Source organism: Streptomyces sp. NPDC005281 (assembly GCF_040607495.1).
Taxonomy (GTDB): domain Bacteria; phylum Actinomycetota; class Actinomycetes; order Streptomycetales; family Streptomycetaceae; genus Streptomyces.
Genome location: NZ_JBEXGX010000053.1, coordinates 1 through 22,960, shown reverse-complemented (window position 1 = coordinate 22,960; position 22,960 = coordinate 1). Strand labels below are relative to the sequence as shown.

The 22,960-nt window shown below is 71.8% G+C and carries 19 protein-coding genes; 13 read left to right on the top strand and 6 right to left on the bottom strand.

The genetic code is table 11. The features are described from left to right. Nucleotides 1–65 precede the first annotated feature (65 nt). A complete protein-coding gene (locus ABZV42_RS39585) occupies nucleotides 66–914 on the top strand; it encodes a hypothetical protein (protein WP_355988740.1) in 849 nt (282 codons plus the stop codon). A 60-nt stretch (nucleotides 915–974) separates the two neighbouring features. On the opposite strand, the gene disA is transcribed toward ABZV42_RS39585, so the two are convergent. Then, nucleotides 975–2,099, bottom strand: coding sequence for a DNA integrity scanning diadenylate cyclase DisA (gene disA, locus ABZV42_RS39580; protein ID WP_355988738.1), 1,125 nt, complete (start codon nucleotides 2,097–2,099; stop codon nucleotides 975–977). 68 nt (nucleotides 2,100–2,167) lie between these two features. Then, nucleotides 2,168–3,577, bottom strand: coding sequence for a DNA repair protein RadA (gene radA / locus ABZV42_RS39575; protein ID WP_355988737.1), 1,410 nt, complete (start codon nucleotides 3,575–3,577; stop codon nucleotides 2,168–2,170). 365 nt (nucleotides 3,578–3,942) lie between these two features. On the opposite strand from radA, the gene ABZV42_RS39570 reads away from it, so the two are divergent. Then, on the top strand, nucleotides 3,943–5,745 hold the full coding sequence (locus ABZV42_RS39570) for a hypothetical protein (RefSeq protein WP_356056984.1): 1,803 nt from the start codon (nucleotides 3,943–3,945) through the stop codon (nucleotides 5,743–5,745). Between the two features lie 165 nt (nucleotides 5,746–5,910). Here ABZV42_RS39570 and ABZV42_RS39565 read toward each other — a convergent pair whose 3' ends face one another. Beyond that, nucleotides 5,911–6,669: a hypothetical protein gene (locus ABZV42_RS39565; RefSeq protein ID WP_355988775.1), complete on the bottom strand. Its 759-nt coding sequence runs from the start codon at nucleotides 6,667–6,669 to the stop codon at nucleotides 5,911–5,913. Nucleotides 6,670–6,875: 206 nt separating this feature from the next. Between ABZV42_RS39565 and ABZV42_RS39560 the strand changes: the two genes are divergently transcribed. From ABZV42_RS39560 to ilvD, 4 genes are all read left to right on the top strand, one after another. Then, the gene (locus ABZV42_RS39560) at nucleotides 6,876–7,808 is read left to right on the top strand and encodes a Ppx/GppA phosphatase family protein (RefSeq protein WP_355988734.1); all 933 of its coding nucleotides are present in this window, start codon (nucleotides 6,876–6,878) and stop codon (nucleotides 7,806–7,808) included. 575 nt (nucleotides 7,809–8,383) lie between these two features. Further along, nucleotides 8,384–9,208 (top strand): sugar phosphate isomerase/epimerase, encoded by an 825-nt coding sequence (locus ABZV42_RS39555; RefSeq protein WP_355988731.1) that lies wholly within the window; start codon nucleotides 8,384–8,386, stop codon nucleotides 9,206–9,208. Further along, the gene (locus ABZV42_RS39550; RefSeq protein ID WP_355988729.1) at nucleotides 9,205–9,822 is read left to right on the top strand and encodes a TetR family transcriptional regulator; all 618 of its coding nucleotides are present in this window, start codon (nucleotides 9,205–9,207) and stop codon (nucleotides 9,820–9,822) included. The genes ABZV42_RS39555 and ABZV42_RS39550 overlap by 4 nt, the downstream gene beginning before the upstream one ends. 181 nt (nucleotides 9,823–10,003) lie before the next feature. Further along, nucleotides 10,004–11,857 (top strand): dihydroxy-acid dehydratase, encoded by a 1,854-nt coding sequence (gene ilvD / locus ABZV42_RS39545; RefSeq protein WP_355988727.1) that lies wholly within the window; start codon nucleotides 10,004–10,006, stop codon nucleotides 11,855–11,857. A 60-nt stretch (nucleotides 11,858–11,917) separates the two neighbouring features. Here ilvD and ABZV42_RS39540 read toward each other — a convergent pair whose 3' ends face one another. Next, complete coding sequence (locus ABZV42_RS39540) at nucleotides 11,918–14,083, bottom strand: serine/threonine-protein kinase (protein ID WP_356056982.1); 2,166 nt, start codon at nucleotides 14,081–14,083, stop codon at nucleotides 11,918–11,920. Nucleotides 14,084–14,216: 133 nt separating this feature from the next. Between ABZV42_RS39540 and ABZV42_RS39535 the strand changes: the two genes are divergently transcribed. The 4 genes from ABZV42_RS39535 (at nucleotide 14,217) to ABZV42_RS39520 (ending at nucleotide 16,579) form a co-directional block, all read left to right on the top strand. Beyond that, nucleotides 14,217–14,543: a peptidase gene (locus ABZV42_RS39535; protein ID WP_356056980.1), complete on the top strand. Its 327-nt coding sequence runs from the start codon at nucleotides 14,217–14,219 to the stop codon at nucleotides 14,541–14,543. Nucleotides 14,544–14,573: 30 nt separating this feature from the next. After that, nucleotides 14,574–14,909 (top strand): SH3 domain-containing protein, encoded by a 336-nt coding sequence (locus tag ABZV42_RS39530; protein WP_356056978.1) that lies wholly within the window; start codon nucleotides 14,574–14,576, stop codon nucleotides 14,907–14,909. A 64-nt stretch (nucleotides 14,910–14,973) separates the two neighbouring features. Further along, nucleotides 14,974–15,483 carry an EamA/RhaT family transporter gene (locus tag ABZV42_RS39525; RefSeq protein WP_356056976.1) on the top strand — a complete coding sequence of 170 codons (510 nt, stop codon included), beginning with the start codon at nucleotides 14,974–14,976 and terminating at the stop codon, nucleotides 15,481–15,483. Between the two features lie 256 nt (nucleotides 15,484–15,739). After that, nucleotides 15,740–16,579 (top strand): class I SAM-dependent methyltransferase, encoded by an 840-nt coding sequence (locus tag ABZV42_RS39520; RefSeq protein ID WP_356056974.1) that lies wholly within the window; start codon nucleotides 15,740–15,742, stop codon nucleotides 16,577–16,579. Here the strand turns inward: ABZV42_RS39520 and ABZV42_RS39515 are convergent. Further along, entirely contained in the window at nucleotides 16,543–17,964 is a 1,422-nt protein-coding gene (locus tag ABZV42_RS39515; RefSeq protein ID WP_356056972.1) for a SulP family inorganic anion transporter, read from the bottom strand. The genes ABZV42_RS39520 and ABZV42_RS39515 overlap by 37 nt on opposite strands. Nucleotides 17,965–18,513: 549 nt before the next feature. Here ABZV42_RS39515 and ABZV42_RS39510 point away from each other — a divergent pair. From ABZV42_RS39510 to proC, 3 genes are all read left to right on the top strand, one after another. After that, a complete protein-coding gene (locus tag ABZV42_RS39510) occupies nucleotides 18,514–19,386 on the top strand; it encodes an ABC transporter ATP-binding protein (RefSeq protein WP_356056986.1) in 873 nt (290 codons plus the stop codon). Beyond that, a complete protein-coding gene (locus ABZV42_RS39505) occupies nucleotides 19,383–20,225 on the top strand; it encodes an ABC transporter permease (protein ID WP_356056969.1) in 843 nt (280 codons plus the stop codon). The genes ABZV42_RS39510 and ABZV42_RS39505 overlap by 4 nt, the downstream gene beginning before the upstream one ends. Nucleotides 20,226–20,353: 128 nt before the next feature. Next, entirely contained in the window at nucleotides 20,354–21,163 is an 810-nt protein-coding gene (gene proC, locus ABZV42_RS39500; RefSeq protein ID WP_355988704.1) for a pyrroline-5-carboxylate reductase, read from the top strand. A 136-nt stretch (nucleotides 21,164–21,299) separates the two neighbouring features. On the opposite strand, the gene trpS is transcribed toward proC, so the two are convergent. After that, the gene (trpS, locus tag ABZV42_RS39495; RefSeq protein ID WP_356056967.1) at nucleotides 21,300–22,304 is read right to left on the bottom strand and encodes a tryptophan--tRNA ligase; all 1,005 of its coding nucleotides are present in this window, start codon (nucleotides 22,302–22,304) and stop codon (nucleotides 21,300–21,302) included. Nucleotides 22,305–22,960: the final 656 nt, after the last annotated feature.

Below are 22,960 nucleotides of genomic sequence, written 5' to 3'. Positions count from 1 at the left end.
AAAAGTTGGCGCCGGGGCGGCGGGTGGGGCCTGTCGGGCGCCCGATCTCTCGTACAGTTTGCGCCGTGGGATCTCTGCGCAATCCGGTCGGGCCGCTACCCTCCACCATCTACTGGCGTCGGAGGGCCGTTCTGCTGTCCGTACTAGGGCTGTTGGCGCTTCTCACCGTCTGGGTGGTCGGTACCGGAGGCGGGGTCGGCAACAACAGCGCAGGCGGGTCGAACGGCAAGAACCCCGCTCCCTCGATCACGCCGGGACCCTCGGGTTCGGGCCCCGCGATCAGTCAACACCCCGGCGGCCGCGACGAGTCGGGCGACGGCGGCGGCAGTGGCGGCGGAACCGGCGGGAGCGGAAGCGACAGCGGCGGGGGATCGGACGGCGGTTCCGGTGACGGCTCGGGCAACGGCTCGGGCGACGGCTCCACCGCTACCGGCGCGAGCGGCGGCGGTTCGGACGACGGGGCCAAGAACGGCGGCGGCGCGGCCGACCGCCTCCCGGCCGGTTCCACCGTCCCCAACTGCACCCCGGGCGATGTGAAGTTGACGCTCAAGAGCGTGCACAACACCTACGCCCCGGGAGACCAGCCCGAGATCGAACTCATCGCCAAGAACACCTCGGGCAGCGACTGCAAGGTCGATCTCGGCCCGAAGAGCACGGTTCTGACGATCACTCAGGCGGGCAGCGACAAGGACATCTGGGCCTCGGACGACTGCCCGAAGGACGCCGCAGGCATCCTCTTCCGCGTACCGGCCGGGGGCCAGACCGTCCACACGGTGAAGTGGGACCGCAAGCCCGGCGCCCCCGCCTGCGCCACGCCCCCTTCGGGTTCGGCTCCCGCCGGCACCTACCTGGTCGAGGCGAAGGCCCCCGGGCTGGCGAAGGCGCAGACGTCGTTCGTCCTGTCCAAGGACTGAGCGCGCGCGACCGACCCGCCCGGACCCCGGAGAGTCCGGGGTCCGGCCGTGCGAGGGCTCCTAGACGTAGCGCTCCAGGATCGACGACTCCGCGAGACGGGACAGGCCCTCGCGGACGCTGCGCGCCCGCGCCTCGCCCACGCCGTCGACCGTCTGGAGGTCGTCCACGCTCGCGGCGAGCAGCTTCTGGAGCCCGCCGAAGTGCTCCACGAGCCGGTCGATGATCGCGCCGGGCAGACGGGGCACCTTGGCGAGGAGACGGAAGCCGCGCGGAGAGACCGCGGAGTCGAGCGCCTCGGGGGAACCGGTGTAACCCAACGCCTTGGCCACCGTGGACAGTTCGAGGAGCTCGGCGTGACTGAGCGCGTCCAGCTCGAACAGTGCCTCGTCGACCGTGCGGGAACGCTTGGCGGTCGGCTCGGGCACATAGTCCCGGACGACCAGCTCGCGGTCGGGCTCGACGCCGGCGATCAGCTCGTCGAGCTGGAGGGTCAGCAGCCGCCCGTCAGTGCCCAGTTCCACGACGTACTCGGCGATCTCGGTGGCGATACGGCGCACCATCTCCAGTCGCTGGGCGACCGCGGAGACGTCCCGGACGGTGACCAGGTCCTCGATCTCCAGCGCCGACAGCGTTCCCGCGACCTCGTCCAGGCGGAGCTTGTAGCGCTCCAGCGTGGCGAGGGCCTGGTTCGCGCGGGAGAGGATCGCGGCGGAGTCCTCCAGGACGCGGCGCTGACCGCCGACGTACAGGGCGATCAGACGCATCGACTGGGAGACCGAGACGATGGGGTAGCCGACCTGCTTGCTCACCCGGTCCGCGGTGCGGTGCCGGGTGCCCGTCTCCTCCGTCGGGATCGTCGGGTCGGGCACCAGCTGCACACCCGCCCGCAGGATTTTGGTGATGTCCTTGTCGAGCACGATGCCGCCGTCGAGCTTGCACAGCTCGCGCAGCCGGGTCGCGGTGAACTCGACATCCAGGACGAATCCACCCGTGCACATCGCTTCGACGGTCTTGTCGGAGCCGAGCACGATGAGTCCGCCCGTGTTGCCGCGGAGGATCCGTTCCAGCCCGTCGCGCAATGCCGTGCCGGGTGCCACGGCGCTCAGGGCGGCGCGCATCAGGCCATCGGCACCGGAGCTCCCGCCGGACTTTCCGGGAGCTGCTGCCCGGTCGTTGGCTGCCACTGCACTCCTCCGGTCGCGGGTTTTCGGTCACCCTCGGTTCGTACGGACGGGCGAGACCAGGGCAAAGTCTACCGGCGCTGCTCCTCGTCCCGTGGGGCCTCTCTGCGACGCGAGCGCGGAAGCACGCTCAGAGCCGCGCCGATGTCGGCCACCTCCAGCACCTTCATACCGGCCGGGACCTTGCCCGGATCGGTCGGTACGAGGGCGTGCGTGAAGCCCAGCCGGTGGGCCTCGGCCAGCCTGCGCTGGACACCCGTGACCCGTCTGACCTCGCCCGCGAGGCCTACCTCGCCGATCGCCACGAGGTTCTTGGGCAGCGGGATGTCACTGGCGGCGGACGCCAGGGCGAGCGCGATGGCGAGGTCCGCGGCGGGCTCTGAGAGCTTCACACCGCCGACCGTCGCGGAATAGATGTCCCGCTTTCCGAGGGCGCTGATCCGGCCGCGCTGCTCCAGGACCGCGAGCATCATCGAGACGCGGGAGGTCTCCAGACCGGAGGTGGTCCGGCGCGGGGAGGGGATCTGGGAGTCCACGGTGAGCGCCTGGACCTCGGCGACCAGGGGACGGCGGCCTTCGAGCGTGACGGTCAGGCAGGTGCCGGGGACCGGTTCGGCGCGGCGCGTGAGGAAGAGCCCCGACGGGTCCGCGAGCCCGGTGATCCCCTCGTCGTGCAGCTCGAAACAGCCGACCTCGTCCGTCGTGCCGTAGCGGTTCTTGACTCCTCGGACGAGCCTCAGACGCGCGTGCCGGTCGCCCTCGAAGGACAGGACGACGTCCACGAGGTGTTCGAGCAGCCGGGGTCCCGCGATCGCGCCGTCCTTGGTGACGTGGCCCACCAGCAGGGTGGACATGCCGCGATCCTTGGACGCGCGGATGAGCGCGCCCGCGACCTCACGGACCTGCGCCATGCCGCCGGGCGCGCCGTCGATCTCCGGGGAGGCGATCGTCTGGACGGAGTCCAGGATGAGCAGCGACGGCTTCACCGCGTCCAAGTGGCCGAGGACGGCCGACAGGTCGGTCTCCGCGGCGAGATAGAGGTGGTCGTCGATCGCCTTGATGCGGTCCGCGCGCAGCCGCACCTGGCTGGCCGACTCCTCGCCCGTCACATAAAGGGTGCGGTGTTCGTCACTCGCCGCCTTGGCGGCCACGTCCAGCAGCAGGGTGGACTTGCCGACGCCGGGCTCGCCCGCGACGAGGACGACGGCTCCGGGCACGAGACCGCCGCCGAGGACGCGGTCCAGCTCGGGCACGCCGGTGCTGCGGGCGGCGGCCTGCCGGGCGTCGACCTGCCCGATGGGCAGCGCGGACGTGGTGACCCGGCCCGGTGCCGTCGTACGCACGGCGGGCGCGCCGTACTCCTCGACCGTCCCCCATGCCTGGCACTCGGCGCAGCGGCCGAGCCATTTGGCCGTCTGCCAGCCGCACTCGGTGCAGCGGTAGGACGGCCGGTCCTTCGCGGATTTCGTACGGACAGCCATGACCGAAACCGTAGCCGGACCCACTGACAACCCGGCACCCGCCGGTGCGAACCCGCCCGCACCCGGCTCGGGGCCCCGGTCCGGGGCCCGCCCACGAGCCCTCGCCCCCAGGCCCCCGCCCCCGTGGGTCCAGCCCCGCCGAACCCGTGCCGCGAGCCCCCGTGCTCCCTTCCCACCCCCGCGCGACCGGGCCCCGCACGGGCTCGCAGACGTCCCATCTGCCACGGAGTGCCATCGCCGCCGGTGACGGCCAAGGCCAGGGGTCGGGGGTTCCTGTCCTCTTATGAGGGATCGTTTCACCCGTACGGATTAAATGTGCTCAAGGGGGAGGAAGGGCCTGGCCCCGGGCACCTACGGTCGCACGGGTGATGAGCAGCAGTCCGGAGACCTCAACGCACACCACCGGCGCACACCGGGCGTACGGAGCCGCGCGCAAGCGGACGGCCGTGCCCCGTGGTGCGACCCCGCGCACGCTGGTCCAGCGTCCCCCCGCGCGTTACGAGCCCTATCTGGACGGTCTGTTCACCTACTGCCTGTCCGTGCTGTGCGACCACGACGCGGCCACCGCAGCCCTGGGGGACGCCCTCGCGCTCGCCGAGCGGCGCGGCCAGCGCGGTCCGGAGGCCGCCGGCGACCGCAGGGCCTGGCTCTACGCGCTCGCCCGCTGGTCCTGTCTGCGCAAGCTCACCGAAGCCCGGCGCAAGCGCCAGGCGGCGCACGCCTCCGGGCGGCACACACCCCGCGGGGGCGGCCCCCAGGGAGCCACGGGGGGACTCCGTGAAGGGGCCGCATCCGCCGGCGCGCACAAGGCCGCCGCCGACCGGCGCGCGGCCGAGGCGCTGAGCGCCGTGCCCGTGGCCGAGGAGGTCCAGGACGACCGGCGCCGCGAACTGTCCCTGCTGGCCTGGCCGGAGGCCGCGGGCACCACCCCGGAGCAGCGCGAGGCCCTCGAACTCGCGGTACGCCACCAGCTCGCCGCCCACGAGGTCGCCGCGGTCCTCGGCATGGACCCGACCGTCGCTCGCGAGCTGCTCGCCTCCGCCGCCTGCGAGGTCGAACGCACCCGGGCGGCCCTCACCGTCGTGGAGACCGGCGCGTGTCCCAGCGTCGCCAGGCTCACCGGCGACAGCCGGCTCGTCCTGAGCACCACCCTGCGCGGCGAGCTGGTCCGGCACGTCGACGACTGCCCCCGCTGCCGCCGCACCGCCGAACGCGCGGTCCCCGGCGCCTGGCCGGGCACCAGCGTCACGCCCGCGGCGCTACCCGTGCTCCGGGCCCCGCACGCGGCCCTGCGCACCGCGATGGCGCACTCCCCACGCGCGCGGGGCAGCGCTCCGCGCTTCGACCGGCGCGGCTTTCCGATGGATCCCAAGGACCATGCCGCCCGAAGGGACCGGCTGCGCGCGCGTGCCGTCACGACGACCATCGTCGCCACCGTCGTCGCCGCACCCGTTATCGCCCTGTGGGCCGCGTACCGGGGCGCGCCCCTGACCGGCGAGGGAGTGGACGGGCGTCCGGCCAGCACGAGCGGGGCGCAGGACCCGGAGGGGCTGAACGGCGGACAGTCGGGCGGCTACGAGAACGCCGGGAACGCCAGTGCCGGACCGGGCTCCCGCCACACCGGGGGCGGCGGCTCGTCGGACGTCTCCGTCGAGGTCGTCAGCGCCCGCGGAGCCACTCCGGGACACCTGTCGGTGGCGGCCGGGACCAGCGGCGACACGACCCTGCTCACGCTGACCGCGTCCGGCAGCTCCCCGGTCCGCTGGTCCGCGCGCACGGGTGTGTCCTGGCTCTACCTCAGCCAGTCCTCGGGAACGCTCGATCCGGGCGAGTCGCTGACGGTCAAGGTGTACGTCGACCACCTTCGCGAGCCGGCGGGCCACTGGACCGCGCGGGTGGCGATCGCCCCGGCGGGCGCGGTGGTCACGATCACCGGGTACGGGAAGGCCGGCTCGGCCGTTCCCGGCGGGAGGCCGGGCCCCGGCACGAGCGCTCCGGCGCCCTCGGGAGCGGGTTCCACCCCGGCCGCGCCCCCCAGCGACGACCCGTCGCCGACTCCGTCCGACCCGACGCCGACACCGACCGGCACCGACTCGTCCTCCCCGGACCCGGGGACCTCCTCGGCCCCGCCGGGCGACAGCGGCGACCCGGGCACGGGCACGCCGTAGGCACCCCGCGCACCGATCGATCGACGCGACGGAGCCCGGGCTCACGGGCCGTATGACGCGACCGGGCCCGGGCTCACAGGCCGTATGGCACGAGGGAACTCGAGCTCACCGGCCGTACGACGCGAAAGGCCTCGGGCCCACCTGTCGTACCGCCCGGACGCGGACTCAGCCCACCGGGTCCGCGGGATGCGGAGCCAGGAGCGGCAGCTGCGAGGCCAGCCGCTCCTCGCACAGCTGGACCAGGCGGTCGTACCCCGCCTCGCCCATCAGCTCGATCAGCTCCGGACGGTACGAGACGTACACCGGGTCGCCGGCGCCGTGTGCCGAGGTCGCCGAGGTGCACCACCAGTGCAGGTCGTGGCCGCCCGGCCCCCAGCCGCGGCGGTCGTACTCGCCGATGGAGACCTGGAGCACACGGGTGTCGTCGGGCCGGTCGATCCACTCGTACGTGCGCCGCACGGGCAGCTGCCAGCAGACGTCCGGCTTGGTCTCCAGCGGCTCGCGGCCCTCCTTGACAGCCAGGATGTGCAGCGAGCAGCCCGCGCCCCCGGCGAACCCGGGACGGTTCTGGAAGATGCAGGAGCCCTCGTACGGGCGGGTCTGGCGGTCCCCGTCCTCGTCCTTGGACACCCAGCCCGTCTCCACGCCGACGTCATGGTTCTGCCAGATCTCCGGCGTGAGCCGGGCCACGTGCCCCGCCACCCGCTTCTCGTCGTCCTCGTCGGAGAAGTGCGCCCCGAGCGTGCAGCAGCCGTCGTCGGCGCGGCCCGCCTGGATGCCCTGGCAGCCGCTGCCGAAGATGCAGTTCCAGCGAGAGGTCAGCCATGTCAGATCGCACCGGAACACCTGCTCGTCGTCGGCGGGATCAGGGAACTCCACCCATGCGCGAGCGAAGTCGAGACCCTTCTCGTCGCTCTTCTTCACGGGCTTCCCGGACCTGGTGGCCTTCGCCTGCGCGGAGCCCGTGGCCGATTTGTCGGACTTCGCCTTTTTCGTCTTTGGCACGCGTCCAGGGTAAGTCGCTTCGGCCCGCTCCGGGGACGCCCTGGTGGTCGCGCGGAGGTCACCGTTCTACGTGGGCTTTCGCCCCACCCCACGTGAATCGCCGTGCGGGCAGTAGCGTTCCGTACATGAGACTCGGTGTCCTCGACGTGGGATCGAACACGGTGCATCTGCTGGTCGTGGACGCGCACCCCGGCGCCCGCCCCCTGCCCGCCCACTCGCACAAGGCCGAATTGCGGCTTGCCCAACTGCTCGACGAGAGCGGGGCGATCGGCCCCGAAGGCGTCGACAAGCTCATCGAGACGGTCCATGACGCCCTGGAGGCCGCCGAGGACAAGGGCGTCGAGGCCATGCTGCCCTTCGCGACCTCGGCCGTGCGCGAGGCGCGCAACGCCGACGAGGTTCTCGCCCGGGTGCAGGCCGAGACCGATGTCGAGCTCCAGGTCCTCACCGGTGCCGAGGAGGCACGGCTCACGTTCCTGGCGGCCCGCCGCTGGTTCGGCTGGTCGGCGGGCAAGCTGCTCGTCCTCGACATCGGCGGCGGCTCCCTGGAGATCGCGTACGGCATGGACGAGGAGCCGGACGCGGCGGTGTCGCTGCCGCTCGGTGCCGGCCGGCTGACCGCGGGCTGGCTGTCCACCGACCCGGCGGACCCGGCGGCCGTGCGGGCGCTGCGCCGGCATGTGCGGGCCCAGATCGCCCGGACGGTCGGGGAGTTCAGCCGTTTCGGCGCCCCGGACCATGTGGTCGCCACCTCCAAGACGTTCAAGCAGCTCGCCCGGCTCGCCGGTGCCGCCCGCTCCACCGACGGCCTGTACGTCCAGCGCGAGCTCAAGCGCCGCTCGCTGGAGGACTGGGTCCCCCGCCTCGTGTCCATGACCGCCGACGAACGGGCCGAGTTGCCGGGTGTCTCCCCGGGCCGCTCCGGCCAGCTCCTCGCCGGCGCCCTGGTCGCCGAGGCCGCCATGGACCTCTTCGGCGTCGAAACCCTGGAAATCTGCCCCTGGGCCCTGCGGGAGGGCGTGATCCTGCGCCGCCTGGACCAGATGGCCTCGGAGTAACCGAGGACAAACCAGCCACCCAGCCACCCCGCCGGGTTCCGCGGAACGCCCCTGGGTGATGGGCCGCCGCTTCGGTGGAACGCCCCGGGGGGCAAGCGCCCCGGAGGGGGCGCGGAGAACGGCGCGCTCGGCCCCGTACGAGGGGAAGCCGCCGCCGGTCCTTGGCTCAACGGCGATGGGGCGCCGACTCAACGGGTCCGTTGAACGCCCTGGGCGATGGGGCGCCGCCCCGGCGGTCCCGTGGAACGCCCCGGGGGCAAGCGCCCCGCAGGCGGCGCGGGGAACGGCGCGCTCAGCCCCCTGCAAGGGGAAGCCGCCACCCGGCCCGGGCCCACGGCGAGAAGGCGCCCACGACCCCCCGGCAGGGCGTGGCATCGATCACAGGCGGACCCGGCCCGAAGGCCCCCGGCCGCCTCCACCCCACCCTCGGCCGGAGGCACAAGCACCCCAGGCCGGGGGCCCGCCCACCCCCGAGCCGGGGGCCGATCCACCCCGGCCGGAGCCCCGCGGAAGGCTCCCGGCCAAGCTCGTCGCCCCCCGCCCGACCCCCGTAAGCACCCCGTACGCTGTCCCTCGTGGCAGAACCAGTGGTGCGCATCCCGGATGCGAAGGTCGCCCTGTCCACGGCCTCCGTGTACCCGGAGTCCACCGCGACGGCCTTCGAGATCGCCGCGCGCCTCGGGTACGACGGCGTCGAGGTCATGGTGTGGACCGACCCCGTCAGCCAGGACATCGACGCGCTGCGCCGCCTCAGCGACTACCACCGCATGCCGATCCTCGCCGTTCACGCACCCTGCCTGCTGATCACCCAGCGCGTCTGGTCCACCGACCCGTGGACCAAGCTCCAGCGCGCCAGGGCCGCCGCCGAGAAGCTCGGCGCGAGCACGGTCGTGGTCCACCCCCCGTTCCGCTGGCAGCGCCAGTACGCCCGCGACTTCGTCACCGGGATCTGGCGCATGGCCGACGAGACGGACGTACGGTTCGCCGTCGAGAACATGTACCCGTGGCGCTACCGCGACCGCGAGATGCTCGCGTACGCCCCCGACTGGGACGTGACGAAGGACGACTACCGCCACTTCACGATCGACCTCAGCCACACCGCGACCGCCCGCACCGACGCCCTCCAGATGATCGACCGCATGGGCGACCGCCTGGGACACGTCCACCTCGCCGACGGCAACGGTTCCAGCAAGGACGAGCACCTGGTCCCGGGCCGCGGCACCCAGCCCTGCGCCGAACTCCTCGACCGTCTCGCGCTGTCCGGCTTCGACGGCCATGTGGTCATCGAGGTCAACACCCGCCGGGCGATGTCCAGCGCGGAGCGCGAGGCCGACCTCGCCGAGGCACTCGCCTTCACCCGGCTCCACCTCGCCTCGGCCGTGAAGGTGCCCCGCGGATGACGGACCCCGCCCCCCGCCGCGGCCGGGGACGCCCGACCCGTACCCAGACCGAGGCGGGCCCCGCCACCCGTGACCGCATCCTGGAGGCGGCCCGCGAGGAGTTCTCCGAGCGCGGGTACGAGAAGACGTCGGTCCGCTCCATCGCCAAGTCCGCCGGTGTGGACTCGGCCCTCGTGCACCACTACTTCGGCACCAAGGAACAGGTCTTCGAGGCGGCCATCGAGGTCGCCTTCGCCCCCGCGCTCGGCGCGCCCGAGAAGATCGTCGAGGGCTCCATCGACGGCGTCGGCGAACGCCTGACCCGCTTCGTCCTCGGCATCTGGGAGAACCCCACGAGCCGTACCCCGCTGCTCGCGATCGTCCGCTCGGCGGTGAACAACGACACCGCCGCCGCCGTCTTCCGCAGGCTCGTGGCCGCCCAGCTGCTGCGCCGGGTCGCGGGCCGGCTCGACGTCCCGGACGCGGAGCTGCGCGCGGAACTGGCCGCGGCCCAGCTCGTCGGGGTCGCGATGCTCCGCTATGTGATCAAGGTCGAGCCGCTGGCCTCGGTCGACCTGGAGCGCGTCGTGGCCGGGGTGGCGCCCGTGGTGCAGGGACACCTGACGAACCCATGAGCGAGCGGATCCGCAGGTAAGGCCGGTCAGTCGCGTCACTACGCCTCTGACGTGCGCGTATGCCACACCAAGGTGGCCGCTGGTCGAGATCTGCGTCCCGAGATCCGGACGCCCTGTCCGGATCCTGGAGCACCGGCGTACGCTCGACCTCAGTCTTAACTCTCCGAAGGAGCGAGCGACGATGCCCGAGCTGAGGTCCCGCACAGTCACCCACGGCCGCAATATGGCGGGTGCGCGCGCCCTTATGCGCGCTTCCGGTGTACCGGGCGCGGACATCGGACGGAAGCCGATCATCGCGGTCGCCAACTCCTTCACGGAGTTCGTGCCGGGTCACACCCACCTCCAGCCCGTCGGCCGGATCGTCAGCGAGGCCATCACGGCCGCAGGCGGCATCGCCCGTGAGTTCAACACGATCGCGGTCGACGACGGCATCGCGATGGGCCACGGCGGCATGCTGTACTCCCTGCCCTCCCGCGACCTGATCGCGGACTCGGTCGAGTACATGGTCGAGGCGCACTGCGCCGACGCCCTGATCTGCATCTCGAACTGCGACAAGATCACCCCCGGCATGCTCATGGCCGCCCTGCGCCTGAACATCCCGACGGTCTTCGTCTCCGGCGGCCCGATGGAGTCCGGCCGAGCCACCCTGGTCGACGGCACGGTCCGCACGCTCGACCTGGTCGACGCGATCTCCGACGCCGTGAACGACACGATCTCGGACGAGGACATCCTCCGTATCGAGGAGAACGCCTGCCCGACCTGCGGCTCCTGTTCCGGCATGTTCACCGCCAACTCGATGAACTGCCTGACCGAGGCCATGGGCCTGAGCCTGCCCGGCAACGGCTCGGTCCTCGCCACCCACACCGCCCGCAAGGGCCTGTACGAGGACGCGGCCCGCACGGTCGTCGACATCACGCGCCGCTACTACGACCAGGACGATGAGTCGGTCCTGCCGCGCAACATCGCCACCCACGCGGCCTTCGAGAACGCCATGGCCCTCGACATCGCCATGGGCGGCTCCACCAACACGATCCTGCACCTGCTGGCCGCCGCCCAGGAGGCGGGCGTCCCCTTCGGCCTGGACGAGATCAACGAGGTCTCGCGCCGGGTGCCCTGCCTCGCCAAGGTCGCCCCGAACGTCGCCAAGGACCGCACGTACTACATGGAGGACGTGCACCGCGCCGGCGGCATCCCCGCCCTCCTCGGCGAACTGCACCGCGCGGGCCTGCTCAACGAGGACGTCCACTCCGTCCACAGCCCGTCCCTGCCCGACTGGCTCAAGACGTGGGACGTGCGCGCCGGTTCCCCGTCCCCCGAGGCGATCGAGCTGTGGCACGCGGCCCCCGGCGGCGTCCGCTCCTCCGAGGCGTTCTCCCAGTCCGAGCGCTGGCTGGCACTGGACGAGGACGCCGAGGGCGGCTGCATCCGCTCCGCCGAGCACGCCTACTCCAAGGACGGCGGCCTCGCGGTCCTCAAGGGCAACCTCGCCGTCGACGGCTGCGTCGTGAAGACGGCCGGTGTCGACGAGTCCATCTGGACGTTCGAGGGTCCCGCGGTCGTCTGCGAGTCCCAGGACGAGGCCGTCGACAAGATCCTCAAGAAGGAGATCACGCACGGCGACGTCGTGGTCATCCGCTACGAGGGTCCCAAGGGCGGCCCCGGCATGCAGGAGATGCTCTACCCGACCTCGTTCCTCAAGGGCCGCGGACTCGGCAAGACCTGCGCCCTGATCACCGACGGCCGCTTCTCCGGCGGGACTTCGGGCCTTTCGATCGGCCACGCGTCCCCCGAGGCCGCGTCCGGAGGCACGATCGCCCTCGTCCGCGACGGTGACCGCATCCGTATCGACATCCCGAACCGCTCGGTCGAACTACTGGTGTCCGACGAGGAGTTGGCCACCCGCCGCGAGGCCCTGAACGGCGTCTACGCCCCCGCGAACCGCGAGCGCAAGGTGAGCGCCGCCCTGCGCGCGTACGCCGCGATGGCGACGAGCGCGGACAAGGGCGCGGTGCGCGACGTCTCCAAGCTGGGCTAGCCGCCGGCGCCGCAGAACTCGTGAAGGGGCCGCTCCCGCCGGGGCGGCCCCTTTGGCGTCTCACCAGCGGGCGGGATCCCGCCCGTCCACCGCGAAGAGGGAGCCGTCGGGGGCGGTGGCGTAGACGCGGGTGCCGGCCGTCAGGGGGGCGGGCAGCGCACTCACGAGTGAGCCACGGTCGCCGTCCGGTCGCGCCCTGGTCTGGCCGAGCAACGCACCCCGGCCGGTGTCGACGGCGAGGAGACGCCCGTCCACCGCGGTGAGATAGAGACGACGCCCCGCCACGGTGGGGGCCGACGCCTTGCTGACGGATGTCTCCACCCGCCACAGCTGCTTCGACGTCTTCGTGTTCACGGCGACCAGCGAACCGTCGTACCCCAGCAGATAGGCGACGTCCCCCTGTACGGCCACCTGCGCCTGGGCCTGCGGGATGCGCAGCGCGGTGCGGTGGATCCTGCGGTCCGTCACGTCGTAGCGCAGTACGGCGTCCGTGTACTGGTCGACGGTGACCGACGTGAACCAGACGCTTCCGTCGTGGGCGGCCACCACGCTCAGCTCCCCGCTGAGGGTCCGCCGCCAGGTCGTGGCACCGGTCTGCGGGTCCACGGCGGCCACCCGGGTCTCGGTCGCCGTCGGTGCCGAGACCACGTAGGCGGCGCCGTCGCCGAACGAGTGGAACTGGGGAAGGTTCACCCCGGGGATGGCGTGACGCCATTTCTCCTCGCCGGTGGCGGCGTTCAGGGCGATGACCTCGGAATCGGGGCCCGTCAGCAGGACCATGCCGTCGACATGGGCGATACGGCCGTCGTAGCGCGTGACGTCCCGGCTCCACCGTGTCGCGCCCGTTCCGGGGTCCAGCGCGATCAGCCGGTGCCCTTCCCCGTCGCCGACCAGCAGAAGCCCGCCGGAGAGGACCGGGGCCGGGGTGGCGAAGGTGCTCGCCTTCCCCGTATCGCTCCGGGACCACAGCACCTTGCCGCTGTTCGGGTCGACCGCCGCGGCGAGGACGCCGGGCCGGACGCACAGCAAGGCCCGATGCGCGTATGTGCACCGCGGCTGGCCGTCGGCCTCGGACCCGGAAGCCCTCAGATCGAGATTCCAGGGCTGGAAGGCGCTCTTCGACGGTGCGGCGGTGTGCTGTTCCGCCGCCGGGCTCTGCGATCCGCTGAAGAGACCGAAGGCGCCGGCGGCGGCGCCGGCGACGGCGAGCCCGGCGATCGTGAGGAGCGCGGGCAGGCGACGAGGGCGACCGCCTCTCCTCCGTGCGGCCACATGGGTCCGGTCTTCGGCGCCCTCCGGCCGGGCAGGCCTCGGCCGCGGACGCGACTCCGGAGCCTGCGGGCCCGACTCCCCGCCGCCGGTGCGCTGTTCGGGAATGAAGGCCCGGGTTTCGTACGAGGCCGAGACCGAGCGCAGCGCGGTCATCAGCTCGTCCGGTGTGGGCCGGTCCTCGGGCTCCTTGGCGAGACAGCGCGAGACCAGGTCGAGCAGTTCCTCCGGCACGCCGGTCAAGTCCGGCTCGTTGTGCACGACTTGGTAGGCGACGAGATAAGGGCTGTCCGAATCGAAAGGCCCGCTCCCGGTGGCCGCGTGCACGATCACCGACCCGATCGCGAACACGTCCGCGGCCGGACCGACATGCCGTGGCCTGCTGAACTGCTCCGGCGCCATGAACGGCGGAGTGCCGATCAACTTGCCGGTCTCCGTACGCAGTTCACTGTCGGCGGGACGTGAGATGCCGAAGTCGATGACCTTCGGCCCGTCCTCCGCCAGCAGGACGTTGCTCGGCTTGAGATCACGGTGGACGACACCGGCCCGGTGGATGTCCCGCAGGGCCTCGGCGAGGCCGGCCATGAGATGGCGCAGCCGGTCCGTGGACAGCGCGCCGTTCCGCTTCACATGTTCGGCGAGCGTCGGTCCTGGGATGAACAGCGTTGCCATCCAAGGGCGTTCGGCCTCGGGGTCGGCGTCCACCACGGGCGCAGTGAAGGCACCGCTGACCCGGCGCGCGGCCGCGACCTCCTGACGGAACCGCCCCCGGAACTCGGGGTCCTGCGAGAACTCGGCGTGTACGACCTTGACGGCCAGCCTCAACCCGGAGGCGGACCGCGCCAGATGCACGACTCCCATGCCACCGGAGCCCAGTCTTGCCTCCAGCAGGTACTGCCCGGCATAGCGCGGATGTTCCGCTTCCGAATCAGTACCGGTGCTGCGCTGTGGCGGCATCACTCACCCCCGTGGGATCGACCGCGTGCGCGACGCGCAGAGCCTAGTCGATCCTTCGTACGAAACCTCGGCGGCTTGCTAGCCTCTGCGCGCGCCACAAGTTTGGCGCGAACCAACCAACGGGGGAATCGACATGGCCGTGGAAGACATCGCTGTCGCAGGCTCGACGGAGGCGCAGGAACTGTCCGCCGAGCCGCTGGCCGCCGATGCGCTGCGCACCTACCCGCTCGCACCGGGCCACAACGTCAACGTCCGCAGCGGTCCGGGCACCCACTTCAGCATCGTCCGCACCCTGCCGGCGGGCTCGCGCGTCCCGATCTACTGCCAGTGCACGGGCGAATCCGTGGCCGGCCCGTACGGGACGAGCAACATCTGGGACAACATCTCGAACGGACAGTTCGTCTCGGACGCCTACGTCCAGACGGGCAGCGACGGCTATGTCGCACCGAAGTGCTCCTGACGACGAACGAGGGGAACCACGGTGAAGACCATGTCCGGTAGACGGGCCACGCTGGTCGGTGGGTTCGCCGCCGCGCTTCTGACGGTGGTGGGGGCCGCGTCCCAGGCGTCGGCGGACGTCCGGACGTATCCGCTGGCACCCGGCGTCAGCGTCAATGTCCGCAGCGGACCCGGCACGCACTACCCCGTCGTCCGCACGATCCCGGCGGGTTCGAGTGTGCCGATCCGCTGTCAGACCGAGGGAGAGTCGGTCAGCGGCTACTACGGGACCTCGACGGTCTGGGACAACATCGCCAACGCGCAGTTCGTCTCCGACGCGTACGTGCACACCGGCAGTGACGGCTACGTCGCCGCGATGTGTTCCTGACCGACCCCCGCCCCAGGGCACCCGCGGCGGCAGCCGGGTCCGATTCCGGAGCGATAATCGTCGAGTGAGCGACGAGACCAGCACCAGCACCAGCACCGGAACCGGTACCCCCGCGGGGCCCCAGCCCGAGCCCCTGCGCTTCTTCGGGACGACCTGGGTGGAGCACGACGGCGGCTACACCGGCCGTCGGATCGGAGTGGCCGTCGGCTCCCTCGCCGCCGCGGTGGCCTCCTGTTTCGTGCTCCGCTTCGCCTTTCAGGGCCTGGCCATCGCGGACGTGGGCGCGCTCGTGAACGTGATGGTCGTGGTGATGTTCGCGGTGTGCACCGCGCTCGCGTTCCGCCACACCTCGGGCGCCTTCTCCAAGCGGCCCGACCCCGACCGCCAGGCCTCCCTGCGCGGTCTGCTCACGATCGGTTTCGTCGGCTCCCTCCTCGCCTACTGCTTCCGCTCCCTCACCGAGGCCCCGGGCGAGAAGCTCCACCGCGAGGAGTACGAGACGGCGAAGGAGCAGTACACCCGCCGCACCACGCGCCGCGCCGGCAACCCCGCGAAGAAGCGCCGCCGCGCCTGACCCGGTCATGATCCGTCCCCGGTGCGGTCCGTGCGGTCCGTGCGGTCCGTGCGGTCCGTGCGGTCCGTGCGGTCCGTGCGGTCCGTGAGGGTGGTGAGGCCAGTACTGCCGAGCCGCCGCGTTGCGGAGTCGTCGAAACGGCAGGCCGAAAATGGCCGGGACGGCAGGAAAACGCCTTCCTCCGCCCCCGCACCACCAACGATCATGAATTCATGACCGCCTCCTCCGCCCCCGCACCACCAACGATCATGAATTCATGACCGCCTCCTCCGCCTCCCCTTCCACCCCCTCCTCCTCCATCACCCCTTCCACTCCTCCGGGCTCCACCCAGCACGCCCGGCGGGCCCACTCCTTCAACGCCGCCGCCGCGCAGTACGCGGCGAACCGCCCCTCGTATCCGCCCGCCCTCTTCGACGCCGTCGAAGTCCTCGCGGCGCGCTCACTGGCCGGTGCCAAGGTCGTCGACGTGGGCGCCGGCACCGGAATCTCGACCGGCCTCCTGCACGCCCGCGGCGCGGAGGTTCTCGCCGTCGAACCCGGCCCCGGCATGGCCGCCGAGTTCCGTCGCGTCCACTCCGGCATCCCGATCGTCCGGGGCAGTGGCGACGCCCTGCCCCTCGCGACCGCCTCCGCGGACTTCCTCACCTACGCCCAGTCGTGGCACTGGACGGACCCGAGCCGTTCGGTGCCGGAGGCACTGCGCGTGCTGCGTCCCGGCGGGGCGCTGGCCCTGTGGTGGAACACCGAGGCACTCGACGTGCCGTGGATCGAGGCGGCGGCCCGGCGCGCCGAGCGTTTCCTCGGCTGGGACCCGGTGGTCGAGAAGAACGGCAGCGGCGCCCGCGCCGCCCGATTCCTTTCCCTCGACCCCAGCGGCAGCCTCTCCTTCGAGCACCGCCAGGTCCGCTGGAGCCGAAGCATCCCGGTCGACACCCGCCTCGCCAACATCGGCAGCCACTCCCCGTTCCTGGTCCTCGGCGAGGAGGCCACCGGGGCGTTCTTCGCCGAGGAACGGAACCGTCTCCTCCAGGCCTTCCCCGAAGGGTTCGTGGAGGAGACCTATGTCGTGGAACTGCTGGTGGCGCTCCGTTCGTGATCCCGCCCGGCGGCCCATGCGTCGAGGGCCGCCGCGCACGCGTGATCCACATGCCGCAGGCCGCCCAGCTCCAGCCGTACGACCCGGTCGTGAGGCAACGCCTCCAAGGCGTCCAGCAGCTTCGGCAGCCGCAGGAACGTGGCGTTGCCGGCCACCCGTACGACCATTCCCGCGGCGCCCCGGTCCTCGGTCTCCACGTGCACATGACTGATGTCCCAGGCGGTCTTGGCCACGGCGAGCGCGAGCCCGACCAGCACTCCCTCGAACAGGTTCCCGGCCACGATCGCCACCGCGGTCACCGCGAGGACGGCCACCTCACCGCGATGCCCGCGCCACAGTGTCCGCACCTCCCGCACCGGCACGAGCTTGCATCCCGCGTGCACCAGCAGCCCCGCCAGCGCCGCCACCGGAATCAGCCCGAGCACCGCGGGCACCACGGCCGTGAAGAGCAGCAGCCACACCCCGTGCAGCACCCGCGAGGCCTTCGTCTGCGCACCGGCGTGCACGTTGGCCGCACTCCGTACGATCACGGCGGTCATGGGCAGCGCCCCGAGCATCCCGCACACGGTGTTCCCGGCGCCCTGCGCGATGAGCTCCCGGTCGTAGTCGGTGCGCGGCCCCCGGTGCAGCCGGTCCACCGCCGTCGCGCTGAACAGCGACTCCGCCGAGGCGATCAGCGCGAACGCCAGCACGGTCCCGATCACGCCCACTTCCGTGAGCCGTCCCAGGTCTGCCGTGGACGGCGGCCGTACGGCATCGAACAGACCCTTGACCTCGACCCGCCGTACCGCGAGATCGAAGGCCCCGGTCGCGGCCGAGGCGAGCGCCACCGCCAGCAGCGGCGCCGGCACCACCCGTGCGCCCCGCCGCCAACGCGGCCATCCCACGAGTACGGCCACGGTGGCACCGCCGATCGCCAGTGCCACGGGATCGGCGGCACCGGCCAGCGACGCGAGCCCGGCGATCTTCCCCAGCCCGCCGGAAGGCGCCGCCGCGTCGCCCATGGCGTACACCTGGCCCGCGATCAGCACGAGCCCGATCCCGGCGAGCATCCCCTGCACGACGGCCACGGACACGGCCCGGAACCACCGCCCGAGCCGGAGAACCCCGAGCCCGAGCTGCACGAGCCCGGCGCCGAGCACCAGCACGCCGAGGGCCTGGACCCCGTACGACTGCACCGCCTCGTAGACGAGCACGGTCAGCCCGGCGGCGGGCCCGCTCACCTGGAGACTGCTCCCGGGCAGCCCGCCGGCGACCAGCCCGCCGACGATTCCGGTCACCAGCCCCAGTTCGGCCGGCACACCGGACGCTATGGCGACCCCGACACACAGGGGCAACGCCACCAGAAAGACGACGAGGGACGCGAACAGATCGGCCTTGCGCATCACGACAGCACCTCCGGTCGACAGCGGGAGATGCGTGGGTGCCGTGCCGGGGGAGGGCACGACGGACCTGGCGACACGGCACGGGGCCGTTTCGCGCATTGAAATCCATTGTCAGGTAAGCCGGTTGATCGCGCAGCCCCTCCGGGCCGATGTCACGCGAACGCGGGAGCGCATGGTTGGCGACGCCGCGGACGACCCCGTTCCGTTCACGCCGACGCGCGCCGAGGTGCGCCGACGCACGCCTGCGCCGCCCGGCGCTCCGGTCACCCCCCCGCTCCGGTCGCCGGGCACCCGCGATCGCCGGGTGCTCCGACCGCCGCGCTCCCGCCGCCCAGTGCTGCCATCGCCCGGTGCGCCCACGTCCCCCGTCTCGCGGGGCGCCCGCCCTCCGAGGCTCCCGTCCCCCGAGGCCCGCATTCCCGAGGCCCGCGTCCCCCGGGACTCCCGCCCCCGGCGCTCCGGGCGCCCCCACCCCGGCCGTTCGGCTCCTCGGTGGGTGCCGCGCGGCCCTTGACCGGCATGGCCCACGAGAGGAATATTCATCAAGTGATGATTATTCGTCCGCGTCCGCCCGACCCCACAGGAACACCCGTGCCCCTTTCCCCGCCAGCCGTCCGCGCCGAAGGCCTCACGGTCGTCCGCGGCACCCGCACCGTCCTGCACGGACTCGACTTCACCGTCCCGCGCGGCCAGATCACCGGCCTGCTCGGCCCCTCAGGCTGCGGCAAGTCCACCCTGATGCGCGCGACCGTCGGCACCCAGGCCAAGGTCGGCGGCACCCTCGAAGTGCTCGGCCTCCCCGCGGGCGACGCCGGACTGCGCTCCCGTATCGGCTACGTCACCCAGGCACCCTCCGTCTACGACGACCTGACCGTCCGCCAGAACCTCGACTACTTCGCCGCGATCCTCGACCCGGGCCGGGCCGCCGCCGAACGCCGTCACGCGGATGTCACCCGCGTCATCACCGACGTCGACCTCACCACCCACACCGACTCCCTCGCCGGCAACCTCTCGGGCGGCCAGCGCAGCCGCGTCTCCCTCGCCGTCGCCCTGCTCGGAGCCCCGGAACTCCTCGTCCTCGACGAACCGACCGTCGGCCTCGACCCCGTCCTGCGGCGCGACCTGTGGACCCTCTTCCACGCCATCGCCGAACAGCGCGGCACGACCCTCCTCATCTCCTCCCACGTCATGGACGAGGCCGAGCGCTGCCACCGGCTCCTCCTGATGCGCGAGGGCGGGATCCTCGCCGACGACACCCCCGACGCCCTTCGCGAGCGGACCGGCTCGGACACCGTCGAAGCCGCCTTCCTGCACCTCGTGGACGAGGCGGTCGCGGCCGCGCGGCGACCCGCGCCGACCACGGCCGCGAAGTCCCCGGCCACCGGCCCCGAATCCAACCCCCGCGAGGAGACCGCACGATGAGTTCCACCGCGGCCACCAGCCCGACTCCGCCCACGCCGCCCGCCGCGCCCGAGACCCCCGGCACCCCGGGACGGCCCGCACCGGCGTCCCGCCCGAGCGCGCTCAACCTCTCCCGTACGACGGCCACCGCGGCCCGCGCCCTGCGTCAGCTGCGGCACGACCCGCGCACCATCGCGCTGATGATCCTCGTCCCCTGCGTGATGCTGGTCCTGCTCCGCTACGTCTTCGACGGCAGCCCGCACACCTTCGACTCCATCGGCGCGTCCCTCCTCGGGATCTTCCCGCTGATCACCATGTTCCTGGTGACCTCGATCGCCACACTGCGCGAGCGCACCTCCGGCACCCTGGAACGTCTCCTCGCCATGCCCCTGGGCAAGGGCGACCTGATCGCCGGCTACGCACTCGCCTTCGGCGCGCTCGCCATCATCCAGTCGGCCCTGGCCACCGGACTCGCGGTCTGGGTTCTCGGCCTGGACGTCACAGGATCCCCCTGGCTCCTGTTGCTGGTGGCCCTCCTCGACGCCCTCCTCGGAACGGCCCTCGGCCTCTTCGTCTCGGCGTTCGCCGCGTCCGAGTTCCAGGCCGTCCAGTTCATGCCGGCGGTGATCTTCCCGCAGCTCCTCCTGTGCGGCCTGTTCACCCCGCGCTCGAACATGCACCCGGTCCTGGAGGCGATCTCCGACGTCCTCCCGATGTCGTACGCGGTCGACGCCATGAACGAGGTCCTCACGCACACCGACATGACCGCGACCTTCGTGCGCGACGTGCTGATCGTCGCCGGGAGCGCGCTGCTGGTCCTGGGCCTCGGGGCGGCGACCCTGCGCCGCAGGACTCCGTAGCCGTCGCGGGACTCCGCCGTGCCGGGCGGGCGGGCCGCTCCGTCCGCCCACCGGACGTCCGACCCGCCCCCTTGGTCCCGGTGGGAGGATGAACGTGGACGACTCAACCCCGGAGGGCACCCGCAACCATGCCTCAGAAAGTCGCAGTCCTCGGCACCGGCAAGATCGGTGAAGCCCTGCTCAGCGGAATGATCCGAGCCGGCTGGGCCCCCACCGATCTCCTGGTCACCGCCCGCCGCCCGGAGCGGGCCAGGGAACTCCGGGAACGCCATGGCGTCACCCCGGTCGGCAACGCGGAAGCGGCGAAGACCGCCGACACCCTGATCCTCACCGTCAAGCCCCAGGACATGGGCGCCCTCCTGGACGAACTCGCCCCGCACATCCCCGCCGACCGCCTGATCATCAGCGGCGCGGCAGGTATCCCGACCTCCTTCTTCGAGGAGCGTCTGGCCCAGGGCACCCCCGTCGTCCGTGTCATGACGAACACCCCCGCCCTCGTCGACGAGGCCATGTCCGTCATCTCCGCCGGGAGCCACGCCACGGCCGAGCACGTGGCGTACGCCGAGGAGATCTTCGGCGCGGTCGGGAAGACCCTCCTCGTCCCCGAGTCGCAGCAGGACGCCTGCACCGCCCTGTCCGGTTCGGGACCCGCGTACTTCTTCTACCTGGTCGAGGCCATGACGGACGCGGGCATCCTGCTCGGCCTGCCCCGCGACAAGGCGCACGACCTGATCGTCCAGTCCGCGATCGGCGCCGCCGTGATGCTCCGCGACAGCGGCGAGCACCCCGTGAAGCTCCGCGAGAACGTCACCTCGCCCGCGGGCACCACGATCAACGCGATCCGCGAGCTGGAGAACCACGGCGTCCGCGCCGCACTCATCGCCGCGCTGGAAGCGGCCCGCGACCGCAGCCGCGAACTCGCCTCCGGCAACAGCTGACGCCCGCTCCCGCTCCGCCCGGCCCCCGGCACCGAGCCGTCCTCGGTGCCGGCGGCCGGTCAGGCACCGAGGACGACCGCTGGTCCGGTCGCCCGGCCGCGTACGGACCGACCGATGACGGCGGCAGATGGTGCGGCTATCCCGCCGAGGGCGGCAGCAGGCCGATGGCCTCGTAGGCCGAGTCCACCGTCGGCCGTGCGATCTCTCTGGCCCTCCGCGCCCCGTCCCGCAAAACCCCCTCCGCATAGGAGGGGTCCGCGCACAACTGCTTGTGCCTCTCCTGCACAGGCCTGAGGAGCTCGACCACGGCGTTGGCGGTGTCCTTCTTCAGGGCGCCGTACGACGCGTACGCACCGGCCAGGGTTCCGGGGTCCCCGCCCTCGCACGCCGCGAGGATCTCCAGCAGATTCGAGACCCCGGGACGGGCCTCCGGGTCGTACTCGACGTCCTGCCCGCTGTCGGTCACCGCGCGCATGATCTTCTTCTGCACGGCTTCCGGCTCGTCGAGCAGATAGACGACACCGGGTCCGACGTCGTCGCTCTTCCCCATCTTCGACGTCGGCTCCTGAAGATTCATGACCCGCGCCGCGACCTCCGGCCGGGTCGCCCGAGGCACCACGAACGTGTGCCCGTAGCGCTGGTTGAACCGCACCGCCAGATCCCGGGTCAGCTCCACATGCTGAGTCTGGTCGTCCCCGACCGGCACCTCGTCGGATCCGTACGCCAGGATGTCGGCCGCCATGAGCACGGGATACGTCAGCAGCGACAGGCGCACGCTCCCGCCGCGTTTCCGCTCCAGCGCGGCCTTCTCCTTGTACTGGATCATCCGCCGCATCTCACCGTCGGTCGCGACGCACTCCAGCAGATACGACAACCGGGCGTGCTCGTCCACATGACTCTGTACGAAGACGGTGCACAACTCGGGATCGAGCCCCGAGGCCAGCAGCAGGGTCGCCGCCTGCCTGCTGAGCCTGCGGACCCGCCCCGGATCGTGGTCCACGGTCAGCGCGTGCAGATCGACGATGCAGAACAGGGCCTCGGCCCGGTGCTGGTCGACCTCGGCCCAGCGGCGTACGGCGCCCAGATAGTTCCCCAGCGTCAGATGCCCGGTCGGCTTGACCCCACTGAAGATCCGCGTCATCTCTCAACCTCCTGGTCGAGGCCGCCGCGCCCGCCGGCCGGCTCCCCAGGAGGGAAACAAGAACGGCCGCCGAGGCGGCGGCCGTTGGGTACATACGTGTGTACGGCCGCCGTCAGGCGGCCCACCACTGCTGGGTGCACGTACGCGTAGTCATGGACGTCAGCGTACGCCTCAGGGGGTCCGTCCGGACCGCAGTTGACACGACCCAGGCCCGTCCGTAGTGTTCTCCGAGTTGTCCGACGTGAGCTCCGACTCCGGTCGGTCCCCGGACAGCCATTCCGCACCATCATTCAACGATCGACGACTCGTCGTCGGCTCGTTTTCATGCATGTTTGCGAAATGAGGATTCCGCGTTCGAAAGAGCGCCACCCCGATTAGCTCGGGAGTCGCGAATCCGCTAATGTCTCACTCGTCGGAACGGCCCAGCAGCCGAGATGACAAGCCCCGCTGACTGGGAGTCAGGCCCGAAAGGATCTGATAGAGTCGGACTCGCCGGAAAGGGAAACGCGAAAGCGAATTACCTGGAAAGCGCCGAGGAAATCGGATACGGAAACGGTCTGGTAGAGTCGGAAACGCAAGACCGAAGGGAAGCGCCCGGAGGAAAGCCCGAGAGGGTGAGTACAAAGGAAGCGTCCGTTCCTTGAGAACTCAACAGC